The 20,590-nt window shown below is 69.3% G+C and carries 19 protein-coding genes; 14 read left to right on the top strand and 5 right to left on the bottom strand.

The window, feature by feature from the left end:
- Nucleotides 1-242: 242 nt before the first annotated feature.
- The 12 genes from coxB to LPC10_RS16145 all read left to right on the top strand — a co-directional run bounded on the left by coxB (nucleotide 243) and on the right by LPC10_RS16145 (nucleotide 10,490).
- Nucleotides 243-1,082, top strand: coding sequence for a cytochrome c oxidase subunit II (gene coxB / locus LPC10_RS16200; protein ID WP_231343389.1), 840 nt, complete (start codon nucleotides 243-245; stop codon nucleotides 1,080-1,082).
- 83 nt (nucleotides 1,083-1,165) lie between these two features.
- On the top strand, nucleotides 1,166-2,794 hold the full coding sequence (gene ctaD / locus LPC10_RS16195; protein ID WP_231343374.1) for a cytochrome c oxidase subunit I: 1,629 nt from the start codon (nucleotides 1,166-1,168) through the stop codon (nucleotides 2,792-2,794).
- Nucleotides 2,795-2,947: 153 nt separating this feature from the next.
- A complete protein-coding gene (locus LPC10_RS16190) occupies nucleotides 2,948-3,901 on the top strand; it encodes a heme o synthase (protein ID WP_231343372.1) in 954 nt (317 codons plus the stop codon).
- A gap of 8 nt (nucleotides 3,902-3,909) precedes the next feature.
- Complete coding sequence (locus LPC10_RS16185) at nucleotides 3,910-4,074, top strand: hypothetical protein (RefSeq protein WP_162940560.1); 165 nt, start codon at nucleotides 3,910-3,912, stop codon at nucleotides 4,072-4,074.
- Nucleotides 4,075-4,086: 12 nt separating this feature from the next.
- A complete protein-coding gene (locus LPC10_RS16180; RefSeq protein WP_231343364.1) occupies nucleotides 4,087-4,695 on the top strand; it encodes a cytochrome c oxidase assembly protein in 609 nt (202 codons plus the stop codon).
- A gap of 144 nt (nucleotides 4,696-4,839) precedes the next feature.
- Nucleotides 4,840-5,691 carry a cytochrome c oxidase subunit 3 gene (locus LPC10_RS16175; RefSeq protein WP_231343362.1) on the top strand — a complete coding sequence of 284 codons (852 nt, stop codon included), beginning with the start codon at nucleotides 4,840-4,842 and terminating at the stop codon, nucleotides 5,689-5,691.
- Between the two features lie 119 nt (nucleotides 5,692-5,810).
- Complete coding sequence (locus LPC10_RS16170) at nucleotides 5,811-6,185, top strand: DUF983 domain-containing protein (protein WP_231343354.1); 375 nt, start codon at nucleotides 5,811-5,813, stop codon at nucleotides 6,183-6,185.
- Nucleotides 6,185-6,955, top strand: a complete 771-nt coding sequence (locus tag LPC10_RS16165; protein WP_231343351.1) for an SURF1 family protein — start codon at nucleotides 6,185-6,187, stop codon at nucleotides 6,953-6,955. Before LPC10_RS16170 ends, LPC10_RS16165 begins: the two co-directional genes overlap by 1 nt.
- 89 nt (nucleotides 6,956-7,044) lie before the next feature.
- The gene (locus LPC10_RS16160; RefSeq protein WP_231343343.1) at nucleotides 7,045-7,470 is read left to right on the top strand and encodes a DUF4864 domain-containing protein; all 426 of its coding nucleotides are present in this window, start codon (nucleotides 7,045-7,047) and stop codon (nucleotides 7,468-7,470) included.
- Between the two features lie 84 nt (nucleotides 7,471-7,554).
- Entirely contained in the window at nucleotides 7,555-8,967 is a 1,413-nt protein-coding gene (gene thrC, locus LPC10_RS16155) for a threonine synthase (RefSeq protein ID WP_231343341.1), read from the top strand.
- Between the two features lie 6 nt (nucleotides 8,968-8,973).
- Entirely contained in the window at nucleotides 8,974-10,269 is a 1,296-nt protein-coding gene (locus LPC10_RS16150) for a pitrilysin family protein (protein WP_231343339.1), read from the top strand.
- Between the two features lie 74 nt (nucleotides 10,270-10,343).
- Nucleotides 10,344-10,490 carry a hypothetical protein gene (locus LPC10_RS16145; protein WP_231343337.1) on the top strand — a complete coding sequence of 49 codons (147 nt, stop codon included), beginning with the start codon at nucleotides 10,344-10,346 and terminating at the stop codon, nucleotides 10,488-10,490.
- Nucleotides 10,491-10,494: 4 nt separating this feature from the next.
- On the opposite strand, the gene LPC10_RS16140 is transcribed toward LPC10_RS16145, so the two are convergent.
- From LPC10_RS16140 to LPC10_RS16130, 3 genes are read right to left on the bottom strand one after another with little or no spacing between them, the layout of a single operon-like run.
- The gene (locus LPC10_RS16140) at nucleotides 10,495-11,805 is read right to left on the bottom strand and encodes a Gfo/Idh/MocA family protein (RefSeq protein ID WP_231343335.1); all 1,311 of its coding nucleotides are present in this window, start codon (nucleotides 11,803-11,805) and stop codon (nucleotides 10,495-10,497) included.
- Between the two features lie 41 nt (nucleotides 11,806-11,846).
- Nucleotides 11,847-12,650 (bottom strand): phosphatase PAP2 family protein, encoded by an 804-nt coding sequence (locus LPC10_RS16135; protein WP_231343334.1) that lies wholly within the window; start codon nucleotides 12,648-12,650, stop codon nucleotides 11,847-11,849.
- The gene (locus tag LPC10_RS16130; RefSeq protein WP_231347072.1) at nucleotides 12,647-13,129 is read right to left on the bottom strand and encodes a 2'-5' RNA ligase family protein; all 483 of its coding nucleotides are present in this window, start codon (nucleotides 13,127-13,129) and stop codon (nucleotides 12,647-12,649) included. The genes LPC10_RS16135 and LPC10_RS16130 overlap by 4 nt, the downstream gene beginning before the upstream one ends.
- Nucleotides 13,130-13,318: 189 nt before the next feature.
- Here LPC10_RS16130 and LPC10_RS16125 point away from each other — a divergent pair, with 189 nt between their 5' ends.
- Nucleotides 13,319-14,263, top strand: coding sequence for a hypothetical protein (locus LPC10_RS16125; protein WP_231343332.1), 945 nt, complete (start codon nucleotides 13,319-13,321; stop codon nucleotides 14,261-14,263).
- 57 nt (nucleotides 14,264-14,320) lie between these two features.
- Here LPC10_RS16125 and LPC10_RS16120 read toward each other — a convergent pair whose 3' ends face one another.
- Together LPC10_RS16120 and LPC10_RS16115 are read right to left on the bottom strand one after the other, a co-directional pair.
- Nucleotides 14,321-14,647: a hypothetical protein gene (locus LPC10_RS16120; RefSeq protein WP_231343325.1), complete on the bottom strand. Its 327-nt coding sequence runs from the start codon at nucleotides 14,645-14,647 to the stop codon at nucleotides 14,321-14,323.
- A 401-nt stretch (nucleotides 14,648-15,048) separates the two neighbouring features.
- Nucleotides 15,049-18,381, bottom strand: coding sequence for a hypothetical protein (locus LPC10_RS16115; RefSeq protein ID WP_231343316.1), 3,333 nt, complete (start codon nucleotides 18,379-18,381; stop codon nucleotides 15,049-15,051).
- A 345-nt stretch (nucleotides 18,382-18,726) separates the two neighbouring features.
- On the opposite strand from LPC10_RS16115, the gene LPC10_RS16110 reads away from it, so the two are divergent.
- Nucleotides 18,727-20,517, top strand: a complete 1,791-nt coding sequence (locus LPC10_RS16110) for an acyl-CoA dehydrogenase C-terminal domain-containing protein (RefSeq protein ID WP_231343314.1) — start codon at nucleotides 18,727-18,729, stop codon at nucleotides 20,515-20,517.
- Nucleotides 20,518-20,590 lie beyond the last annotated feature (73 nt).

The following is a 20,590-nucleotide window of genomic DNA, read 5'->3' as shown; positions in this document are numbered from 1 at the left end:
GGCAGCCAAATTGCTCGTGACGCAAGCCTGATCCCGCGTCCAAGCGACGCTTGGCGGTGCTGTTGCGGTTGCGGTTTTACGATCAGTATGGTTCTACGTCGCAACCGCCCATCCGGCAGCGACACGGTCCCGCCGGAACCGGCAAGGCCCGCGACAAGGTCGGGCAGTCCTCGGATTTGCGACGCTGGTCGGCAAATTCAAGGGCAAACAAACCATAGGCATCAGGGGAGCCAAGCGGGGATATGCGGACGACGCAGGCGCAATATCGGTCATCGTGGGGGCTCGCCGCATTCGGCGCTCTCCTCGGTTCGTCCTCCTCCGCTCTCGCGGCCGGCATCGGCCAGCCCGAGCCGTGGCAGATGAGCCGTCAGGTCCCGGTCACGGCCGAGGCCGTCGACCTCCTCAACTTCGAGCACGGGCTGCACTGGCTCGCCTTCATCATCTCGGTCTTCGTTCTCGGCCTCATTCTCTACTGCATCTTCAAGTTCAGCGAGAAGGCGAACCCCACGCCGTCGCGCACCACGCACAACACGATGATCGAGGTGGCCTGGACCATCATCCCGGTCCTGATCCTCGTGGCGGTGGCGATCCCCTCGTTCCGCACCCTGCGCACGCAGCTCTCGGACCCGAAGGCCGACGTCGTCGTGAAGGTGGTCGGCCACGCGTGGTACTGGTCCTACGTCTACCCGGCCGAGGGCGACAAGGGCGGCTTCACCTTCGACGCCAACGTCGACGAGGAGCAGCAGCCGAAGCTTCTCGCCACCGACAATGACATGGTCGTTCCGGTCGGCAAGATCGTGAAGGTGCAGGTCACCTCCGAGGACGTGATCCACTCCTGGGCGATCCCCTCCTTCGGCGGCAAGATCGACGCGATCCCCGGCCGCCTGAACCAGTGGTGGTTCAAGGCCGATCGTGAGGGTACCTATTACGGCCAGTGCTCCGAGCTTTGCGGTGCCCGCCACGCCTACATGCCGATCACCGTTCGCGTGGTCAGCGAGCAGGCCTATGCCGAGTGGCTGACCGAGGCGAAGACCAAGTACGCCGCCATCGACAACGGCGCCCGCCTCGCGGACGCCCGCTGACACTTCATCGGGCCGGGGCGCCCCTGTCCCGGCCGATCCTTCATTCGCCAGAGGCGACAGACATCTGATTAAGGCAAGGATCGATGGCCACCGCCACAGCACATGCCGGGCATGACGCCCACCACGACCACAAGCCCTCCTTCTTCGCCCGCTGGTTCCTCTCGACGAACCACAAGGACATCGGCACGCTCTACCTGATCTTCGCCTTCATGGCGGGCATCATCGGCGCGTTCCTGTCCTTCGGCATCCGTATGGAAATGGAAGAGCCGGGGCTCCAGTACTTCTCCAACCCGGCGACCTACAACGTGTTCGTCACCGGCCACGGCCTCATCATGGTGTTCTTCATGGTGATGCCCGCCCTCATCGGCGGCTTCGGCAACTGGTTCGTCCCGCTGATGATCGGCGCACCGGACATGGCCTTCCCGCGGATGAACAACATCTCGTTCTGGCTGACGGTGTCGGGCTTTGCCTGCCTCCTCTGCTCGCTCTTCGTGGAAGGCTCGCCGGGATCGTCCGGTGCCGGCACCGGCTGGACCGTCTACCCGCCGCTTTCCTCCTCGGCCGGCCATCCGGGCGCGGCGGTCGATTTCGCCATCTTCTCGCTCCACCTCGCCGGTGCGGGCTCGATCCTCGGCGCGATCAACTTCATCACCACCATCCTCAACATGCGCGCCCCCGGCATGACGCTGCACAAGATGCCGCTGTTCGCCTGGGCCGAGCTCGTCACCGCCTTCCTGCTGCTCCTGTCGCTCCCGGTCCTCGCCGGCGCGATCACGATGCTGCTCACCGATCGTAACTTCGGCACCACCTTCTTCGATCCGGCCGGCGGCGGCGATCCGGTGCTCTACCAGCACCTGTTCTGGTTCTTCGGTCACCCGGAAGTGTACGTGATGATCCTGCCGGCCTTCGGCATCGTCTCGCACATCATCGCCACCTTCTCGAAGAAGCCCGTCTTCGGCTACCTCGCCATGGCCTACGCCATGGTCGCCATCGGCGTCGTCGGCTTCGTCGTGTGGGCCCACCACATGTACACCGTCGGCCTGTCGCTCCAGACGCAGTCCTACTTCGTCTTCGCGACCATGGTGATCGCGGTGCCGACCGGCGTGAAGATCTTCTCCTGGATCGCGACGATGTGGGGCGGTTCGATCCGCTTCACCGCGGCGATGCACTGGGCGGTGGGCTTCATCTTCCTGTTCACGGTCGGCGGCGTCACCGGCGTCGTGCTCGCGAACTCCTCGGTCGATAAGTACCTGCACGACACCTACTACGTGGTGGCGCACTTCCACTACGTGCTCTCGCTCGGCGCCGTGTTCATCATCTTCGCCGGTGTCTACTACTGGTTCCCGAAGATGACCGGTCACATCATTCCGGAATGGGCGGGCAAGCTGCACTTCTGGCTGGCCTTCATCGGCGCGAACGTCCTGTTCTTCCCGATGCACTTCCTGGGTCTCGCCGGCATGCCGCGTCGCTACGCCGACTACCCGGAAGCCTTCGCCGGCTGGCACAAGGTCGCGACGCTCGGCGGTCACGTCTTCGCCCTCAGCATGGTCGTGTTCGTGATCGGCATCGTGCTGGCCTTCCGCTCCAAGGCCCGCGCCGCGGACAATCCGTGGGGCGAGGGTGCCACCACCCTGGAATGGACCCTGTCCTCACCGCCGCCCTTCCACCAGTTCGAGACGCTCCCCAAGATCGTCGACGAGCCGGCCCACTAAGGCGGTCGAGACAACAAGGATCGCGAGGACCGCCTGAGGCGGTCCTCGCTCTTTCCCGGTGGCCTCACCGCTTGGGTGAGGCCTCCCGCAAAGGGCGGCGCCGAGAACGGCGCGATCCGAGACCAACAGAACAAGCGTCAGATCACGGTTTCCATGACGAGCCTGTCGAACAGCCTGAGCGCCGACGCCGGCCGCGTGTCGCTCACCTCCGCCGCGGGCGGCGAAGTCTCCGACTTTTTCGCCCTGCTGAAGCCGCGGGTGATGGTGCTCGTCATCTTCACCGCGCTCGTCGGCATGGTGGTGTCGGATGCCACCGTGAACCCGGTCATCGCCGCGATCTCGCTCTTGATGATCGCCGTCGGGGCCGGCGCGTCCGGCTGCCTCAATATGTGGTGGGACGCCGACATCGACGCGCTGATGACCCGCACCGCCAAGCGGCCGATCCCGGACGGGCGCATCCGTCCCGATGAGGCGCTGACCTTCGGGGTCGTGCTCTCGGTCGGCTCGGTGCTGATCCTCGGCCTGGCCTCGAACTGGCTCGCCGCGGGGCTTCTCGCCTTCACCATCGTCTTCTACGCCGTGATCTACTCGATGTGGCTGAAGCGGGCGACCGCGCAGAACATCGTCATCGGCGGTGCTGCCGGCGCCCTCCCCCCGGTGGTGGGTCAGGCGGCCGTGACCGGCCATGTCGGCATCGAGTCGCTGGTGCTGTTCGCGATCATCTTCATCTGGACGCCGCCGCATTTCTGGGCGCTGGCGCTGGTCAAGAGCGGCGAATATGCCCGCGCCGGCATCCCGATGATGCCGAACGTCGCCGGCCCCGATTCCACCCGTCGCCAGATCGTCTGGTACTCCCTGCTGCTCGCCCCGCTCGCCCTCGTGCCGGTCTGGCTCGGCTTCGGCGGCTGGCTCTACGCCGTCGTCGGCGTGCTCGGCGGCCTCGGCATGCTGGCGGGCGCGGTGCAGGTCTACCGGCTGCGCGAGGGTGAGGCCGAGCGCAAGGCGGCGATGGGCCTGTTCGCCTTCTCGATCCTCTACCTGTTCCTGCTCTTCTCGGCGCTGCTCGCCGAGCAGGGGCTCGGACTGTTCCGTGCGGTCGTGGCGTGAGGCCTGAGATGTCCGATCTGCCGGAAGGCGTGCGTCCGCTGACGCCGGAAGAGGCCAAGACCCGCCGTAAGCGCTCGATCGCCATCGCCCTGACGCTGGGCGCCCTGGTGCTGATCTTCTTCGTGCTGACGATCGCGAAGCTCGGGCCGCAGGTTCTGCAGCGGCCGCTCTGAGGGCGTAAACCGATGACGGATGTGAGTGAGAGGCAAAGCCAAGCGGCGCGCGGCGCCCGCTGGACGGTGCTGGCCTGCGCCGGCGTCGTGCTCGGCATGGGCGGCCTCGCGGCCGTCTCGGCGCCGCTCTACTCCATGTTCTGCAAGGCGACCGGCTACGGCGGTACTCCGCTCGTCGGCGCAGCCCCTTCTGCCCCGACGGGTGAGGCCCTGGCGCCGATCTCGGTCCGCTTCGACACCAACGTCGCCAAAACCCTGTCTTGGCGCTTCCAGCCGGAGCAGTCGCGGGTCGAGGCGGTGCCCGGCCAGACGGCGACCGTGTTCTTCAAGGTGACGAATACCGGCCCCGCGCCCACGGCCGGCATCGCCGTGTTCAACGTGCAGCCGGATCTGATGGGCAGCTACTTCGTCAAGGTGCAGTGCTTCTGCTTCGACGAGCACACGCTGCAGCCGGGCGAGACGGCGGAATTCCCGCTGGTGTTCTACGTCGATCCGGCCCTGCGCAAGGATCCGGACATCGGCATCCTCTCGGAGATGACGCTGTCCTACACCTACTACCCCTCGAAGAACGGCGCGCCGGTGGCGGAAGCGGCCAAGCCCGCACCCACGCGCAATTTTTGAGGGATCGCGGGGCCCTAAGCGTGACAATGGCTCGGGCGCCGCGATAGAGGGGTTTCAACCGAGGTCCGGTCCCGCCGGACCTCCAAGGCAACAGAGCCCGGCCGTCAGGCGGTGACGGGCAAGGGCTTAGGGAGAACCATCGCGATGGCCGGGGCGCACGCCAAGAACCACGATTACCACATCATCAATCCGAGCCCGTGGCCGCTGCTGGGCGCGTTCTCCGGATTCCTGATGGCTTTCGGCGCCGTCTTCTGGATGAAGGGTCTCTCCGCCGGCGGCCTCGCCATCGGTCCCTACGTGTTCGGCGCCGGCACGCTCGGCGTGCTATACACCATGCTGTCGTGGTGGCGCGACGTCACGCACGAGGCCAATTCCGGCGACCATACCCGCGTCGTCCAGCTCCATCACCGCTACGGCATGATCATGTTCATCGCCTCCGAGGTGATGTTCTTCGTGGCGTGGTTCTGGGCCTATTTCGAGGCCGCGCTCTACACGGCCGACCCGATTCAGCCCCAGCGCGTCGAGTTCACCGGCGGCATGTGGCCGCCCAAGGGCATCGAGGCGTTCGATCCCTGGCACTTGCCGCTCCTCAACACGCTGATCCTGCTCACCTCGGGCACCACGATCACCTGGGCCCACCACGCCCTGCTGCACGGCGACCGCAAGGGCCTGAAGTACGGCCTGTGGCTCACCATCATCCTCGGTGTGCTGTTCACCGCCTGTCAGGCCTACGAGTACGCCCACGCCCATTTCGGCTTCTCGGGCTCGATCTACTCGGCGACCTTCTTCATGGCGACGGGCTTCCACGGCGCCCACGTCATCATCGGCACGATCTTCCTCGCCGTCTGCCTGCTGCGCACCTACCAGGGTGACTTCACTCCCAAGCAGCATCTCGGCTTCGAATTCGCTGCCTGGTACTGGCACTTCGTCGATGTGGTGTGGCTGTTCCTGTTCGCATCCATCTATGTGTGGGGCGCCGGCAGCGCCGCTCACTGAGCCGGACTCCATCGGTCGCCCTGCACGGGCGGCAACCCGGAAGGGCGGCGCGAGCCGCCCTTTTTCGCGTGCGGTTGGCCGCCTGGTGCCTCATACCCGCGCGCAGCGAGGAGCATGTCGTGAACCGAGCCGCCACCAGCCCGCCCCCCTCCCCGATCGTCACCGGTCTGCGCGGGCGCTGCCCGGCCTGCGGCGAGGGGCACTTGTTCCGCGGCTTCCTCGCCTTCAACCCGGCCTGCGAAGCCTGCGGCCAGGATTTCTCCGCCTTCGACTCGGCGGACGGACCAGCCTTCTTCGTGATGTCGATCACCGGCTTCGTCGTCGCCGGCGCCGCGTTGTGGATGGAGTTCGCCTACGAGCCACCGGTCTGGCTCCACGCGCTCGTCGCCGGCAGCTTCGCCATCGGCCTGAGTCTGGCCCTGGTGCGCCCGCTCAAGGGTGTGCTTGCCGCGGTGCAGTTCGCCAACAAGGCCGAGCAGGGGCGCTTCCGCTAGTGGCCGAGTTCTCCGCGAACGAGCGCAGCGCCCGCCTGCGCAGCCTGTGGGCGCCGGGCCTCGCGGCTCTGATCTGCCTCGCGATCCTGCTCGGCCTCGGTGTCTGGCAACTGGCGCGGAAGGCCGAGAAGGAGGCGCTGATCGCTCGCATCATCGAGCGCTCGCACGCCGAGCCGCCGGCCGCTCCGCCCCCCTTCGACGCCTGGGACGCGCGGGCCGAGGAGTTCAGCCGCGTGCGGGCGCGGGGCACGTTCCTCCATGACAAGGAGACCCTGGTGCACGGGCTGGCGCCGGGCGAGCCCGGCCGGGCGCTCCAGGGCTTTTACGTGCTCACTCCGCTCAGGCGCGACGACGGCACGACGATCCTGGTCAACCGCGGCTTCATCCCGACCGAGCTGAAGCGTCCCGAGGACCGCGCCGCCGGTCAGGTGACGGGCGAGGCGACGGTGACCGGCATGCTGCGGGCGAGCGAGGCTCGCGGGCTATTCGTCCCGGAATCCGATCCGAAGCGCGACGCGTGGTTCACCCGCGACATCTCCGGCATCGCGGCGGCGCGCGGGCTGACCAACGTCGCCCCCTACCTGATCGAGGCGGACGCGACGCCGAACCCCGGAGGCTGGCCCCGCGGCGGCCAGCTTCGGGTCGATCTGCCCAACAACCACTTGCAATACGCCTTCACGTGGTTCGGCATCGCCGCCTGCCTGATCGGCGTCTTCTCCGTGTTCGCGTGGCGGCGGTGGCACGATCCGGCGGAGCCGAAAGCCGGCTGACGGCGTTGGCCCGCGTGGTGCCGGAATCTCGGCATCACGCGCGGGAACGAAGAACCTCCCGCGGCGAGATTCCTGCGGAGTGCCGTTCAATGCGCACCGTTGCCGGCCTGCTCTTCCTGCTTCTGACGGGCGCCGTGGCCCAGGCCGACGACGCGGCTCACGACACCGCCCGCAAGGCCGCCCGCGCCACCATCGAGCGGCAGATCGACGCCTTCCGCCGCAATGATGCGGCTGGCGCCTATGCCGAGGCCGCGCCGCAGATCCGCAACCTGTTTCCCTCGGCCGAGACCTTCATTGCCATGGTGGCGAAGGGCTACGCTCCGGTCCTGCGCCCGCGCAGCTACCGCTTCGAGACGGCGCAGGAGACGGCCGACGACGAGATCGCGCAAGGGGTGAGTCTTCAGGACGAGACCGGCCTCGACTGGGTCGCGCTCTACACGCTCCAGCGCCAGGCCGATGGCCAGTGGCGCATCACCGGGTGCCAGTTAAAGAAGGCGCCGGGCGAGCGGGTTTGACCGCACGGCGCGAAAAATGCCTCAGGCTCCGCTTCGACATGGCCGAATCGATCGTGTAGAGGGGGCGCCTTCCCGGAGGCATCCTTGCTGCACGTCTCGACCCGCGGCGCCGCCGCGCCCTTGAGCTTTTCCGATGCGCTGCTCGCCGGCCTCGCCCGCGACGGTGGCCTCTACGTGCCCGAGAGCTGGCCGCAGCTCAGCCGTGACACGATCGCGGGCTTTGCCGGGATGCGCTACGCCGAGGTCGCCAAGCGCGTGCTGCGCCCGCTCATCGACGGCGAGATCCCGGACGCCGAACTCGATGCGATGATCGAGGCGGCCTACGCCACCTTCCGCCATCCGGCGATCTGCCCGCTGACGCAGATCGACGACAACCTGTTCCTGATGGAGCTGTTTCACGGGCCGACGCTCGCGTTCAAGGACGTGGCGATGCAGCTCCTCGGGCGGCTGATGGACTACGTGCTGCGCCAGAAGGGCACGCGCGCCACCATCGTCGGCGCCACCTCGGGCGATACCGGCAGCGCGGCCGTCGAGGCGTTCAAGGGGCTCGATCAGGTCGACGTGTTCATCTTGTTTCCGCACGGGCGCGTGTCGGAGGTACAGCGGCGGCAGATGACGACGGTCAATGCGCCCAACGTCCACGCACTGGCGATCGACGGCAATTTCGACGATTGCCAGAACATCGTGAAGGCGATGTTCCAGCACGGCGATTTCGCCGACCGGGTGAAGCTCTCCGGCGTCAACTCGATCAACTGGGCCCGCGTGGCAGCGCAGACCGTCTACTACTTCACCAGCGCCGTGGCGCTCGGCGCTCCGCATCGCAAGGTCTCGTTCGCGGTGCCGACCGGCAATTTCGGCGACATCCTCGCCGGCTGGGTCGCCAAGCGGATGGGCTTGGCCGTCGAGCGGCTGATGATCGGCACCAACGCCAACGATATCCTGGCGCGCACCCTGGAGCATGGCGCCTACGAGCCTCGCGGGGTGCAGCCCACCACCTCGCCGTCGATGGACATCCAGATCTCGTCGAATTTCGAGCGGTTGCTGTTCGAGGCGCTCGACCGCGACGCCTCGGCGCTCGGGCGCCTGATGGCGGGCCTCAAGCAGTCCGGCGGCTTCACGCTCAGCCCCGAGGTGCTGGCGAGCGTGCGCGAGGAATTCGACGCGGCGGCCGTGCGCGAGCCGGACGTGGTGGACGAGATCGCCGGAACCTACCGCAAGACCGGTATGGTGCTCGATCCCCACAGCGCCATCGGCGTGCGCGCCGGCCGCAAGCTGCTCGAGACGGATCCGGCGACGCCGGTGGTGGCGCTCGCCACCGCCCATCCGGCGAAGTTCCCGGACGCCGTCTCGCAGGCAACCGGTGGCGGGCGCCCGGTGCTGCCGCCGCACCTCGCCGACCTGATGACCCGCCCGGAAACGGTCGCGAATCTCGCCAATGATCAGGCCGCGATCGAGCGCTACATCACGGAGCATGCCCGCATCAGCCGCGGCGCCTGAGGTGACATGAACCAGCACTTCTCGACCTTCGGCGCCTCGCCGGGCCTCACCGTCAGCCGCCTCGACAACGGCCTGACGGTCGCCACCGAGACCATCCCCGGCGTAGCCACCGCGACGCTCGGCGTCTGGGTCGGGGCAGGCTCGCGGCACGAGCGGGCGGATGAGCACGGGCTCAGCCACCTGATCGAGCACATGGCCTTCAAGGGCACGGCGACCCGCTCGGCGAGGCAGATCGCCGAGGACATCGAGAATGTCGGCGGCGAGATCAACGCCGCCACCAGCACCGAGAGCACGAGCTACACCGCGCGCGTGCTCGGCGAGGATGCGGGCGTCGCCCTCGACGTGCTCGGCGACATCCTGACCCGCTCGGTTTTTGAGGCCGGCGAACTCGCCCGCGAGAAGGGCGTGATCCTCCAGGAATATGCGGCGGTCGAGGACACGCCCGACGACGTGGTCTACGACGCCTTCATCGAGACGGCCTTCCCCGACCAGCCGATCGGCCGGCCGATCCTCGGCCGGCCCGAGACGATTCAGAGCTTCGACCGCGCGGCGATCGAGGCCTACATCGCCCGCGAATACGTGCCCGATCGCATGGTGCTCGCCGCGGCCGGCGCAGTGGAGCACGCGGCCATTGTCGAGGCGGCGCAGCGCCATTTCGGGCATCTGGAGCCGGTCGCGGCGCCACCCGTCCTGGCGGGGGTCTATGGCGGCGGCGAGCGGCGGATGCAGAAGCGGCTCGAACAGGCCAACCTCGTGCTCGGCCTGCCCGGCCTCTCCTTCCGCGACGACGGCTACTACGCGCTGCACCTGTTCTCCCAGGCGCTCGGCGGCGGGCTGACCTCGCGGCTCTGGCACGAGGTGCGCGAAACCCGCGGCCTCGCCTACGACATTCAGGCCTTCCACTGGCCCTTCACCGATTGCGGGCTGTTCGGCATCGGCGCCGGCACCTCGGGCGCGGATCTCGCCGAACTCGTCGACGTTACCATCGCCACCACCCGCGAGGCGGCGGAGCGGCTCGATACGACGGAGCTCGCCCGTGCCAAGGCGCAGCTCAAGCTCTCCCTGCTCTCCGCCCTGGAGACGCCGGGCGGGCGCATCGAGCGCAACGCCCGCCAGCTTCTCGCCTGGGGCCGGGTGATCCCGCCGCAGGAGCTGATCGCCAAGATCGATGCGGTCGAGGTCGATCACGTGCGCGCGGCCGGCCGCAGCCTCCTGCAGGGCGCGCCCACGCTCGCGGCGATCGGCCCGATCAAGGGATTGCCGCCGCTCGCCCGCGTCACGGCAGCCCTTCAGGCGGCCTGACGGCGCTCTAACTCTGGGCGTGAGGCCGGCCCTTCCGGTGGGCCGGCCACGCGATCAACGACAAAAAGCCCGCCATGAATCCCGTCGCCGTCGCGACCATGCTCGGCATCGCCCTCGGCTTCTTCGGTCTGCTCGCCTACGCGTTGACCATGGGCGAGGCGTGGCTGCTCGCCCTCCTCGCCATCGTCGCCATCGGGGTGTTCGTGCGCTGGGGGGAGTGAGGGTCTACTTCCCCTCCTCCAGCGCCGGCCCTCGCGTCGCGTCGGTCCCCTGCCCCGTTCCGGCGAGCGGGCCGACCGTGACCGGCTGGCCGGTGCGGGCGGCGGCGTAGATCGCTTCCATCAGGATCATGTCCTGCAGACCCTCCTCGCCGGGCGTGCGCGGGCGACGATCCGTCAGGATGCACTCGGCCATGTGGTCGAGTTCGAGCGCGAACTGGTTCTTGTGCGTCAGCACCGGCTCGTCGCGCTGCACATGACTGCCCTCGCGGTGGGCGACCGTGAGACGCTGGCCGCGATAGGCGAAGGCGTTGTGCAGGTCGAGCGAGCCGCTGGTGGTATGGACCCGTAATTCGCGGCTCTCGTGCACGCCGTAGCTGGTGCCGCATTGCGCGATCACGCCGGAGGGGAAGCGCATCGTGAAGGCGACGCTCTCCTCCACCTCCTTAAAGCGCGGATCGTTCTCGGGCGTGACGATCTGCGCCTGGATCGAGACCGGCTCCTCCCCGAGAAGCGCCCGCACGCCGTTGAGGCAGTAGAGGCCGATATCGGGCAGCGCGCCGCCCCCCGCCAGCGCCTTGCGCAGGCGCCACTGCTCGGGCAGCCCCGTGGTCTGGCCGTTGAAGGCCTCGATCATCTTCACCCGCCCGAACTCGCCGGAGCGGGCGAGCCGCACCACCTCGCGGTTGAACGGCTCGTACTGGCAGCGATAGGCGATCATCAGCTTGACGCCGGCTTTGGCGCAGGCCTCGACCATCTCCTGCGCCTCGGCCGAGCTGTTCGCCATCGGCTTCTCGCACAGCACATGCTTGCCCGCGCCCGCGGCGGCCAGGACGTTGTCCCGGTGCAGGCCGTTCGGGGTGACGATGTAGACCGCCTTGACCGCCGGGTTGGCCTTCAGCCGGTCCCACTGGTCGTAGCTGTAGACCGCGTCGGCCGGGATGCCGTACTGCGCCGCCGTCAGCTTCGCCTTGTCGGCCGAGCCGGACATCAGGGCCACGACCCGCGCCTTCTTGGCCTCGCCAAAGGCCGGCAGGATTTCCTCGAGGCTCAGCCGCCCGAGCCCGACGATGGCGAAGCCGACCCGTTCGGAGGGCGGCATCGGCGCAGGCGGTGGTGGGGGTGGGGCGTCGCCGTCATCGCGCCAGTTCGGAAAGACGATCCGCCCGTCCTGGACCGCGCCGGTATCGGCGGGCACCGAAGGCGCCGGCGGCCCGGAGGCGGCCCGCGCATTCCCGCCGAGGCCCAGTGCCGCGCCGGTCAGGCCGGCGCCCCCCGCGAGGAGGAGGCGCCGGGATAGTCGGAGATCGTCACTCATGAAGGGCGTCCGGCCTCTCTGAAACACGAGGCCGGAACGCGTCAGCCCGTCGAGGTGGTTCCCTTGATCTGACCGGGGCCGGTCGACGCGGGGGTGGGGTCGGGGTCCTCCACCTCGCCCCGGCGCTGGAGCTGAAGCGCGACGAACCAGCACAGGGCGGCCCAGGCGGCGCCCACGCACCAGCCGGCCAGCACGTCGCTCGGCCAGTGCACGCCGAGATAGACCCGGCTCACGCCGACCAGGACCGTCATGGCGATGCCGAGCGCCAGCAGCAGGGCCTTGACGCTGCGCCGGCGCTCGACGCGGGCGAGCAGCGTCGCGAGCGTCAGGTAGGCGATGGCCGACATCATCGCGTGGCCGGAGGGGAAGCTCGCCGTGAACACCTCCATGCCGTGCGGCACGAGGTCGGGCCGCGGGCGGTGATAGAAGAGCTTGAGCACGGTCGAGACCGCCTCGCCGCCGCCGACCGCGGCGAGCACGAACACCGCGACCCGCTGCCGTCCTGCCAGGGCGAGATAGATCACCGCGGCCGCCGTGAGGAACACGATGGTGACGACGCTGCCCCAGCCGGTGATGTCGCGCATCGCCTCCTCCAGCCAAGCCGGCCCGAGCGGGTCGGAGATGTCGGCGGGGTTGCGCAGTCCCAGCAGGATCTTGCGGTCGAGGGCGGCGGTCGAGCCTTCGCCGACCTCGCGGGCCAGCGCGAAGAAGCCGTAGCCGAGGGTGCTGACGAGAAGCAGCGAGACCAGCGGCCCGACCTCGTTGAGGTGCAGCCGAAGCCATACGGCGGACGAGCCGCGCCACAAGGCGCCGCCGCCGCTGCGCGCGAAACCAGGCAGTCTCATGCCGCATCCCCGAATGCGATGGTCGCGACCCGCTCCCACGGGCCGCCGAGGTAACGCCATAGCAGCACGCCCGGTGCGTGGAAGTGCGACGGCGCGAAATCCTGGGCGAGCGCGGCGTGCAGCGCGCGGGCTGTCTCGGGCGCCACCTTGTTCTGCACCGTGACGTGCGGACGCCAGCCCTGCCGGTCCTGCGCCGTGAGGTGCTCGCGGAACGCCGCCGCGACCCGCCCGCGGAAAGCCGACAGAGCCTCCGATTCCAGCACGTAGGCGACGCCGCGCCCGGTGAAGCGGACGCCCGTCACCGCCACCTCCGGCGCATTCTGCGTGCGGGCGAGCGCGGCGACCGTCTCCGTCACGCCCGCCTCGTCCTCCCCCGGAAGGTGGTGGAACAGCGTGGCGTGGGCGGGGATGTGGTTCAGCGCTTGCGGGAAGTGCCGCCGCCTCAGGCCGTCGAAGGTGGCAAAGGCCGCCTTGTCCATCTGCAGCGTCAGGATCAGCGGGGCGGGCTCGGGCGACGCGGGCTCTGGCAAGCCTTGCACTCTCTCTGGATCGGGGCCGGCCGTCCGGCGCAATTCGAGCAAGATGGAGCGGCGGGATCGCGGTTCCAGCCGGCGGGCTGTGGTGCGGCTGCGCTGTTCAGCCGGCATCGCACCGTCTAGGAAGCAGCCATGGCCCGCAGGAACAGAGAGATCATCCACCGGGGGCGCGACGGGTGGCTGTTCCTGATCGGGGGCACCAACGGGGTGCTCCTGCAGTACCGGCGCTCGCTCGCCGGCTGGTGGCACCTGCGCCGCTGGGCGCGGCTGATCGAGGCCCGCGCCGCCCGCGCTCAGGCGCTCGGCATCCGCTACGTCCACACCGTCGTGCCGGAAAAGCTCTCGGTCTACGACGACCGCACCCTCGACCTCGACTACGACCCGCGCCTGTCGCCGGCCCGCCGGCTTGCCCGGCGGCTCGCCCGGATGGGCGGCTACGTCGATCTCGTCGCCCCCTTGCGCGCGGCCCGCGATGACGGGGCGCCGCTCTATCGCCGCACCGATTCCCACTGGACCTACGAGGGCTGCCTGGTCGGCTACCGGGCGCTGCTGCGCGCCTGCGGTGCGGTCGCTCCGCCCGATATCGCCGAACGCCCGCGCTTTCCCCATGACGGGTTGTGGGATCTCGGTGACAAGCTGCCCGACCGGCCGCGCGAGACGGTGGAGAACTGGGCGGTGCATCGCGACGCCGCGCGCAGCTATGCCAGCCCGCTGGTCGAATCCTACGAGTCGGCGGGACGGGCGGGCGACCTGCATGTCGGCGCCCACGTCATCTACCGGAACCCCTCCCCCCAGGCCGACCCGCGCACCCTGGTGCTGTTCGGGGATTCCTACGCGCATTTCGCGCCGATCATGCTGACGAGCTTCCTCGCCGAGACCTTCCGCGAGATGCACTTCGTCTGGTCGTCCAGCATCGACTGGACTTACGTCGAGCGAGTGCGCCCCGACATCCTGATGTTCGAGATGGCCGAGCGCTTCCTCGTCCGCATCCCGGCCGACGATTTCGATGTCGCGGCCTACGAGAGGCCGGGGATGGAGAAGCCGGTGCGTCAGGCGGAGACGGCACCCCTGGTCTGACGAACCACGGCGCCCCTGCCGGGAAGGGCGCCGTTTTTCCTTCGAAGCGTCGGGATCTTAGCGGGAGCAGACCCGCTGCCGGGCTGGGCCGCCGCCGCCGGCTTGATAGCTCTTCGCGTGGCCGATCGAGCCGGTCATGTCCTGGGTCGGATTGCCGCCGCCGCGCTTCACCACGATGTCGCAGTAGCCCGAGGATCCGCCTGCTGCGAACGGAAGCGCGCCGAAGCCGCCATGGGCGACGCGCGGCGGAGCCGGCGGCACGATCTGCGAGGGCAGCGCGGTCCAGGTTCCGTTCTTGGATCGAGCCGGCTGCGCGGCGACCGGAGTGGCCGTAGTCACAAACGCCACCAGGAGGACCGATGCGAATGATGCGAAGCGCAGCATGTTGTGCTCCTCTCTTGTTCAAATTCCGATTAATCTTGAGGCAAGAGCACACGTAACATTCAGTTTTTCGATTTGAAGTGTGTTTTATCACAATAATGCGATAGATTTTAATCCATCGAAATATTATATATATTATCTGGATTAGATTGTCTGCTCGAACGTATATGGAGAAGACGCAGTGTTGCTGAGGGGCGTCGACCGTTTGGTTGTGCCTTCGGCGGTGGAGCGACGGCACACGGACATGACAAGAGGGCCGCGCCCTTGTCCGGAGCGCAGCCCTTTGGATCACGGACGATCGCGCGGCGTGCGACGGGCTCGGACCGCATCCCGGTCCGGCGGCGCACGGAGGAGCAAGCGCGTCAAGACATGGCGCGGTTGCTTCGGTCCGGTCGGGCGGGTTTTCAGACCCCGACGCGCTTGTGGGCCGATGAGGACGTGCCGTTCGGCATGCCCGGCGACGGCGCGCCCATCAGGGACATCGGCGCCGTGGCGGTCGCCTTCGCCGACGGCGCCTCGTTCGCGGCCGGATCGACGACCTTCGCCCGGAAGCCCGCGGCGAGGCTCTTCGCCTCGGTGAGATCCTTCGGCGACAGCTTCGTGGCGACCTCGTCCCGCTTGCGGCCCGCTTCGCCATCGCCCTGCCCGGCCGCGGCCGAGAACCAGAGGTAGGACTGCACGAGATCCTGGCCGACGCCGAGGCCGCGGGCGTAGAGCACGGCCAGATTGTACTGGCTGTCGCGCACACCGTGCTCCGCCGCCCGGCGGAAGGCGTTGGCGGCGTTCGTAAAATCCGGTTTGCCGTTGGCGGCCGGGTTCTCGGCATGCAGGACGGCGAGATTGTGCATCGCCCGGATGTTGCCCTGATCCGCGGCGCGGCCGTACCAGAGCTTCGCCTTCTCGACGTCGCGGATCACGCCCGAGCCCTTCTCGTAGGCGTTTCCGACCTTGAACTGCGCCGGGGCGTAGCCGGCCGTCGCCAGCCGCTCGTAGAACTTGGCGGCGAGGGCGAGGTCGCGCGTCACCCCGCGGCCCTCGGCCTGACGGGCGGCGATCTCCCACACGGCGGCACCGTCGCCGTCGAGCGCCTCCTGCTTGAGCTTGGCCAGGGACGACGGCAGCCCGGCAAGGTCCGGTCCGAGTGCGGCCATGCCGACGACCTGAGGCAACGCGCGCTTGCCCGTCGGCGCCTTCGGCTCGGCGATGGACTGCGTGGTCGTCGGATCGACCGGGCTCGTCGGGGCTGCGGCGGGGAGCGTCGTCTCGGAGGACGCCTGAGCGGACGGGTTCTGAGACGGGGCGGCGGGCGCCGGGGCCGGCTCGGCCTGGGCCTCCGCGCTGCGGCCGGCCGGCGCGTCGGAGGACGCGGCCGGAGACGCGGTCTCCACCGAACGGGCATCCGCGGAGACGGCGTCTCCAGCCGGCGCGGTCTTGCCTGCCAGGAAGGCTTGGTAGGCGCCGAGCGCCAGAACGACGGCGGCGAGGCCGAGTAGCAGCGTGCGGCGGCGGCCGTCGAGGGCTCCGCGAAGCCGCGACAACGGCGCGGAATCCGCGCCCGGCAGACGGGCGGCCGGCGCGACTTTGTCGCGCAGCCGCGCCGCCAGCGGAGCCTCCGTTGCGGCTTCCGCCTGCGCGGCCTGCGCGGCGCGGCGGGCGGCGGCGATGAAGCTCGTCTTGATGTCGGTGCTGCCGGCGGCCGGGATCGCTTCCGGCGTGGCCGGGCGGCCGGGGCCGGGTCGGCCGGCGCCGGGTTCCAGCAGCTCGTCGGAGAGGCGAACCGCCTCGGTCCCGCCGCCGACCTCCTCGGACGGCACCGTGCGGCGCGGGCGGGCCTGCGACTCGGCCGCCGCCTTCGGGGCGGCGGGGCGCTCCTGAGAGACGCGCTCGCTCGGGGAGAGTCCGAGGGGCGCCCGCTCCTGCGGAGCGGCGGCGGTAAGCGCCGCGGCGGAGGTCATGGTGCGGTCGAGCTGCTCGCTCAGGCGCGTCAGCACCGAGTGGACGCCCTCCATCGTCGATTGAAGACGCTGGTCCGAGCCCTTCTGGTTCGCGCGCAGTTCGGCGAGATCGGCGCGCAGCCGCTCGACATCGCCGCCGGCCGCCGTGAGCGGAGAGGATGCGCCCGCCACGGCCTCGCGGACCGCGCGCTCGACGGCGGCTTCGACGTCCGTCCCGTTGCGAAGGGCCGCGACCTGGGCGAGCAGATCGCCCATGGAGCGTTCGAGGCGCGCCACGGCCGGATCGGGATCGCGCGGCGCGTCGAGCCGGCTCGCCAGGGCGAGGACGTGACGTTCCAGGGCGTCGAGCCCGCTGCCGCCCGCGCTGACGCGATCCACCTTCTCGGCCACGGTTTCGAGCCGCTCGATCAACTCGCCGACGGGCCCCGCCTCGGTCCGGCCCAGCCGCTCGGCGAGCGCCTCGAAGCGGGTGAGCAGGTCGCGGGGCAACTCGCGGGACGGATCGGGGATCTTCAGCTCGCCGCGGATCTCCTCCAGCAGCGGCTTGATGGCGGCCATGCCCGCATCCTCGTCGCGCTGAAGCTGCGCAATCTGGGCGCTGATCGCCTGCACGCCTTGAGCGAGGCTCTGGATCCGCTCCGGACCCGCCAGGGCCGCCACGAGGCGGCGGATCTCGTCGAGTTCACGGAACACGCTGTCGAGGGCGCTCTCGTCGGCCGGGCCCGTGAGGGCGCCGGAGAGCACGCTATCGACCTTCGCGACCAAGCGCTCCACCTCGCCCGCGACACGGGCATGAACGTTCTCGGCCACGTCCCCGGCCAGCCGCTCCACCTGGACGCGCATCAGCTCGATCGGGGCGGCGATGGCGGCGAGTTCCTGCGGATCGCGCGCCCGCTGGAGGTCGCTCGCGACGGCCTGCATGGTCTGTTCCAGCTCGCCCACGTCGCGGCCGGTCGCGAGGCCGCCGAGCGCGTCGCGCAGCCGGCTCGTCTCGCGCTGCAACTCGATGATGGCCGGCGACGGCTCGTGGCCGTGAGCCGCCTCTTGGAAGTGGGCGGCCTCTTGGCCGTGGGCCGCTTCCACGTTCGGAGCCGCGACAGGCACGTCCTCGGAGACCTCCGGGGCCGCCGGTTCGCTGTGCTGAGGCTCGCCCGCGCTGGCGCTGTTCCACTCGGCGATGCCCTCTTCCAGCTCGCGCTGGCGGCGGCGCACCTCGGCGACGGCGTCGCGCACCTCGGTGGCGAGCGGGCGTCCGCGACGGCCGAGCGGCCGGGGGGCGCTGAGCTGACCGGCGAGTTCGCCGACCTTGCGCTCGATATCGCCGATCATCCGGGCCGCGTCGGCCTTCGAGGCCTCACGCTCCTGGCTGATCGAGCGGTCGAGCGCGTCGAGCCGCCGCATCATCGCGCCGATCGACGCTTCGAGTGCGGCTGCGGGCGACGGTGCGGCAAAATCCTCGGATGCGGCAGCGGCGGGAGCCGCCTCGCGGCCCTTGTGATGCGGTGTCTCCTTCCGGGGTGCGGCCGCCTTGTCCGCCGCACGCCCTCCGACCCGCCGCGTCGGATCCGTGCCCGCGTCCTTAACTGTGTCTTTGGCCCCGTCCTTGGCTGGAGCCGCGGAGTCCGCGCGCCGCCGCCGCGATCCCGGCTTCGCCGTCTCCGGCACGGCCACGGAAGCGATCCAGCTCTCCAGCGGAACGCCCGCCCGCCGAGCGACCTCGCGGGCCGCCGCGAGCACCTCCGGGTCGAAGCTGTCGAGGCTGATCGAGGCAGTCTGTTTCATCGAGCGGAGATCCGAAGTCGGCGGCTTCCGGTGTCCGCCGGGCTGCCATTCCGCGCGGAGGCGTCAGGGCGGCGGATCGCGGATCGGACAGGAGTGACCTTTTCCAATCTTGGTAAATGGTCAGTTAAGATGCCCCGCGATCGGGCGCTCTTTTCCGGGACTTTCGCAAATGTTGGGGCGATGATTGCTGATGGATCGCCGGGGTAGGCCTCGAAGCGAGCGCCCGGACAGCGCCGGAAAGGGCCTTGCGGAGCCGCCGCCAGATAGTTTACATATGAACTATCTGGGGTCGAAGCCGGCCTGACCGGTGCGGCCCACCTGAGTGAGATGCGGGAGGCTGACGCGATGCCGAGCTACCGGGCCCCGGTCGAGGATACTCTTTTTCTCCTCAACGACGTTCTCGCGATCCACCGCTACGACAACCTGCCGGGCTTCTCCGAGGCTTCGCCGGACGTGGTCGAGGCGGTGCTCAACGAGGGCGGAAAGCTCGCCTCCGAGATCCTCGCGCCGCTGAACCTGTCCGGTGACCAGGAGGGCTGCACCCGCCGCGAGGATGGCAGCGTCGCGACGCCGAAGGGCTTCAAGGCGGCCTACGACGCCTACGCCGCTGGCGGCTGGATGGGCCTGTCCGTGCCGGAGGAGTTCGGCGGACAGGGCCTGCCGCACGTGCTCAACACGGCGATGCAGGAGTTCGTCTCGGGCGCCAACCTCGCCCTCGGCATGTATCCCGGCCTCACCCAGGGCGCGGTCGCGGCGCTGCTCGTCCATGGCTCGCAGGAGCAGAAGCAGACCTACCTGCCCAAGATGGTCGAGGGGGCCTGGACCGGCACGATGAACCTCACCGAGCCGCATTGCGGCACGGATCTCGGGCTCCTCAAGACCAAGGCGGTCCCGAACGGCGACGGCTCCTACAGCCTCACCGGCACCAAGATCTTCATCTCGGCGGGCGAACACGACCTGGCGGAGAACATCGTCCACCTCGTCATCGCCCGGATCGAGGGCGCGCCCGCGGGCACCAAGGGCATCTCGCTCTTCGTGGTGCCGAAGTTCCTCGTGAACGAGGACGGCTCGCTGGGCGCACGCAACGCGGTGTCCTGCGGCTCGCTCGAGCACAAGATGGGCATCCACGGCAACGCCACCTGCGTGATGAACTACGACGGGGCGAAGGGCTGGCTCGTGGGCGAGGAGAATCGCGGGCTGGCCGCGATGTTCGTGATGATGAACGAGGCGCGGCTGGCCGTCGGCGTGCAGGGGCTCGGCCAATCCGAGGTCGCCTACCAGAACGCGGTCGCCTATGCCCGCGAGCGGCTCCAGGGCCGGGCGCTGACCGGGGCAAAGGCGCCCGAGAAGGCCGCCGATCCGATCATCGTCCACCCGGACGTGCGCCGCACCCTGATGCAGATCCGCGCCTTCAACGAGGCGGGACGCGCGCTGATCCTCTGGACGGCGCTCAATTCCGACATCGCCCACCGCTCGCAGGACGCCGCCCAGCGGCAGGCGGCCGAGGACATGCTCGGCCTGATGACCCCGGTGGTGAAGGGCGTGCTGACCGACCGGGGCTTCGCCAACGCGGTCGAGGCCCAGCAGATGTTCGGCGGCCACGGCTATGTCGAGGAATGGGGCATGTCGCAGTTCGTGCGCGATGCCCGCATCGCCATGATCTACGAGGGCGCCAACGGCATCCAGGCGATGGACCTGATCGGACGCAAGCTGCCCAAGGACGGCGGCCGGGCGATGATGGCCTTCCTCACCGAGGTGCAGACCTTCATCAAGGACCACGGCGAGGACGAGGCGATGAAGCCCTTCACCGCCCCGCTCCAGCCGGCGCTGAACGACCTCCAGGCCGCGGTGATGTGGCTGATGCAGAACGCCTTCTCGAAGCCGGACAATGCGGGTGCCGGGGCCACCGACCTGATGCACCTGCTGGGCAACGTCGTGCTCGGCTACATGTGGGGCAGGATCGCCAAGGCCGCGCTGGCGCGGAAGGCGGAGGGCTCCGACGTCGAGCGGATGGACGCCAAGCTCGTGCTCGGCCGCTTCTTCATGGAGCGGATGCTGCCGGAGACGGGCCTTCGCCTCGCGCGGATCAAGGCCGGCGCCGAGACCACCATGGCGCTGCCGGCCGAGGCGTTCTAAGCAATCGCGACACCTGAACCCTCTCCGCTCCGCGGGAGAGGGTGGCCCCCGAAGGGGGTCGGGTGAGGGGAGC

The organism is Methylorubrum sp. B1-46 (assembly GCF_021117295.1).
GTDB lineage: Bacteria > Pseudomonadota > Alphaproteobacteria > Rhizobiales > Beijerinckiaceae > Methylobacterium.
The sequence above is the reverse complement of the archived record's forward strand: the minus strand, read 5'-3'. Positions and strand labels throughout refer to the sequence as shown.

What these genes read in the sequence shown, in the direction of transcription:
- coxB (WP_231343389.1), top strand. Translation starts at nt 243, where the DNA reads ATGCGGACGACGCAGGCGCAATATCGGTCATCGTGGGGGCTCGCCGCA.
- LPC10_RS16145 (WP_231343337.1), top strand. Translation starts at nt 10,344, where the DNA reads ATGAATCCCGTCGCCGTCGCGACCATGCTCGGCATCGCCCTCGGCTTC.
- LPC10_RS16130 (WP_231347072.1), bottom strand. Translation starts at nt 13,129, where the DNA reads ATGGACAAGGCGGCCTTTGCCACCTTCGACGGCCTGAGGCGGCGGCAC.
- LPC10_RS16160 (WP_231343343.1), top strand. Translation starts at nt 7,045, where the DNA reads ATGCGCACCGTTGCCGGCCTGCTCTTCCTGCTTCTGACGGGCGCCGTG.
- LPC10_RS16120 (WP_231343325.1), bottom strand. Translation starts at nt 14,647, where the DNA reads ATGCTGCGCTTCGCATCATTCGCATCGGTCCTCCTGGTGGCGTTTGTG.
- LPC10_RS16135 (WP_231343334.1), bottom strand. Translation starts at nt 12,650, where the DNA reads ATGAGACTGCCTGGTTTCGCGCGCAGCGGCGGCGGCGCCTTGTGGCGC.
- LPC10_RS16110 (WP_231343314.1), top strand. Translation starts at nt 18,727, where the DNA reads ATGCCGAGCTACCGGGCCCCGGTCGAGGATACTCTTTTTCTCCTCAAC.
- ctaD (WP_231343374.1), top strand. Translation starts at nt 1,166, where the DNA reads ATGGCCACCGCCACAGCACATGCCGGGCATGACGCCCACCACGACCAC.
- LPC10_RS16125 (WP_231343332.1), top strand. Translation starts at nt 13,319, where the DNA reads ATGGCCCGCAGGAACAGAGAGATCATCCACCGGGGGCGCGACGGGTGG.
- LPC10_RS16190 (WP_231343372.1), top strand. Translation starts at nt 2,948, where the DNA reads ATGACGAGCCTGTCGAACAGCCTGAGCGCCGACGCCGGCCGCGTGTCG.
- LPC10_RS16185 (WP_162940560.1), top strand. Translation starts at nt 3,910, where the DNA reads ATGTCCGATCTGCCGGAAGGCGTGCGTCCGCTGACGCCGGAAGAGGCC.
- LPC10_RS16175 (WP_231343362.1), top strand. Translation starts at nt 4,840, where the DNA reads ATGGCCGGGGCGCACGCCAAGAACCACGATTACCACATCATCAATCCG.
- LPC10_RS16150 (WP_231343339.1), top strand. Translation starts at nt 8,974, where the DNA reads ATGAACCAGCACTTCTCGACCTTCGGCGCCTCGCCGGGCCTCACCGTC.
- LPC10_RS16140 (WP_231343335.1), bottom strand. Translation starts at nt 11,805, where the DNA reads ATGAGTGACGATCTCCGACTATCCCGGCGCCTCCTCCTCGCGGGGGGC.
- LPC10_RS16115 (WP_231343316.1), bottom strand. Translation starts at nt 18,381, where the DNA reads ATGAAACAGACTGCCTCGATCAGCCTCGACAGCTTCGACCCGGAGGTG.
- LPC10_RS16180 (WP_231343364.1), top strand. Translation starts at nt 4,087, where the DNA reads ATGACGGATGTGAGTGAGAGGCAAAGCCAAGCGGCGCGCGGCGCCCGC.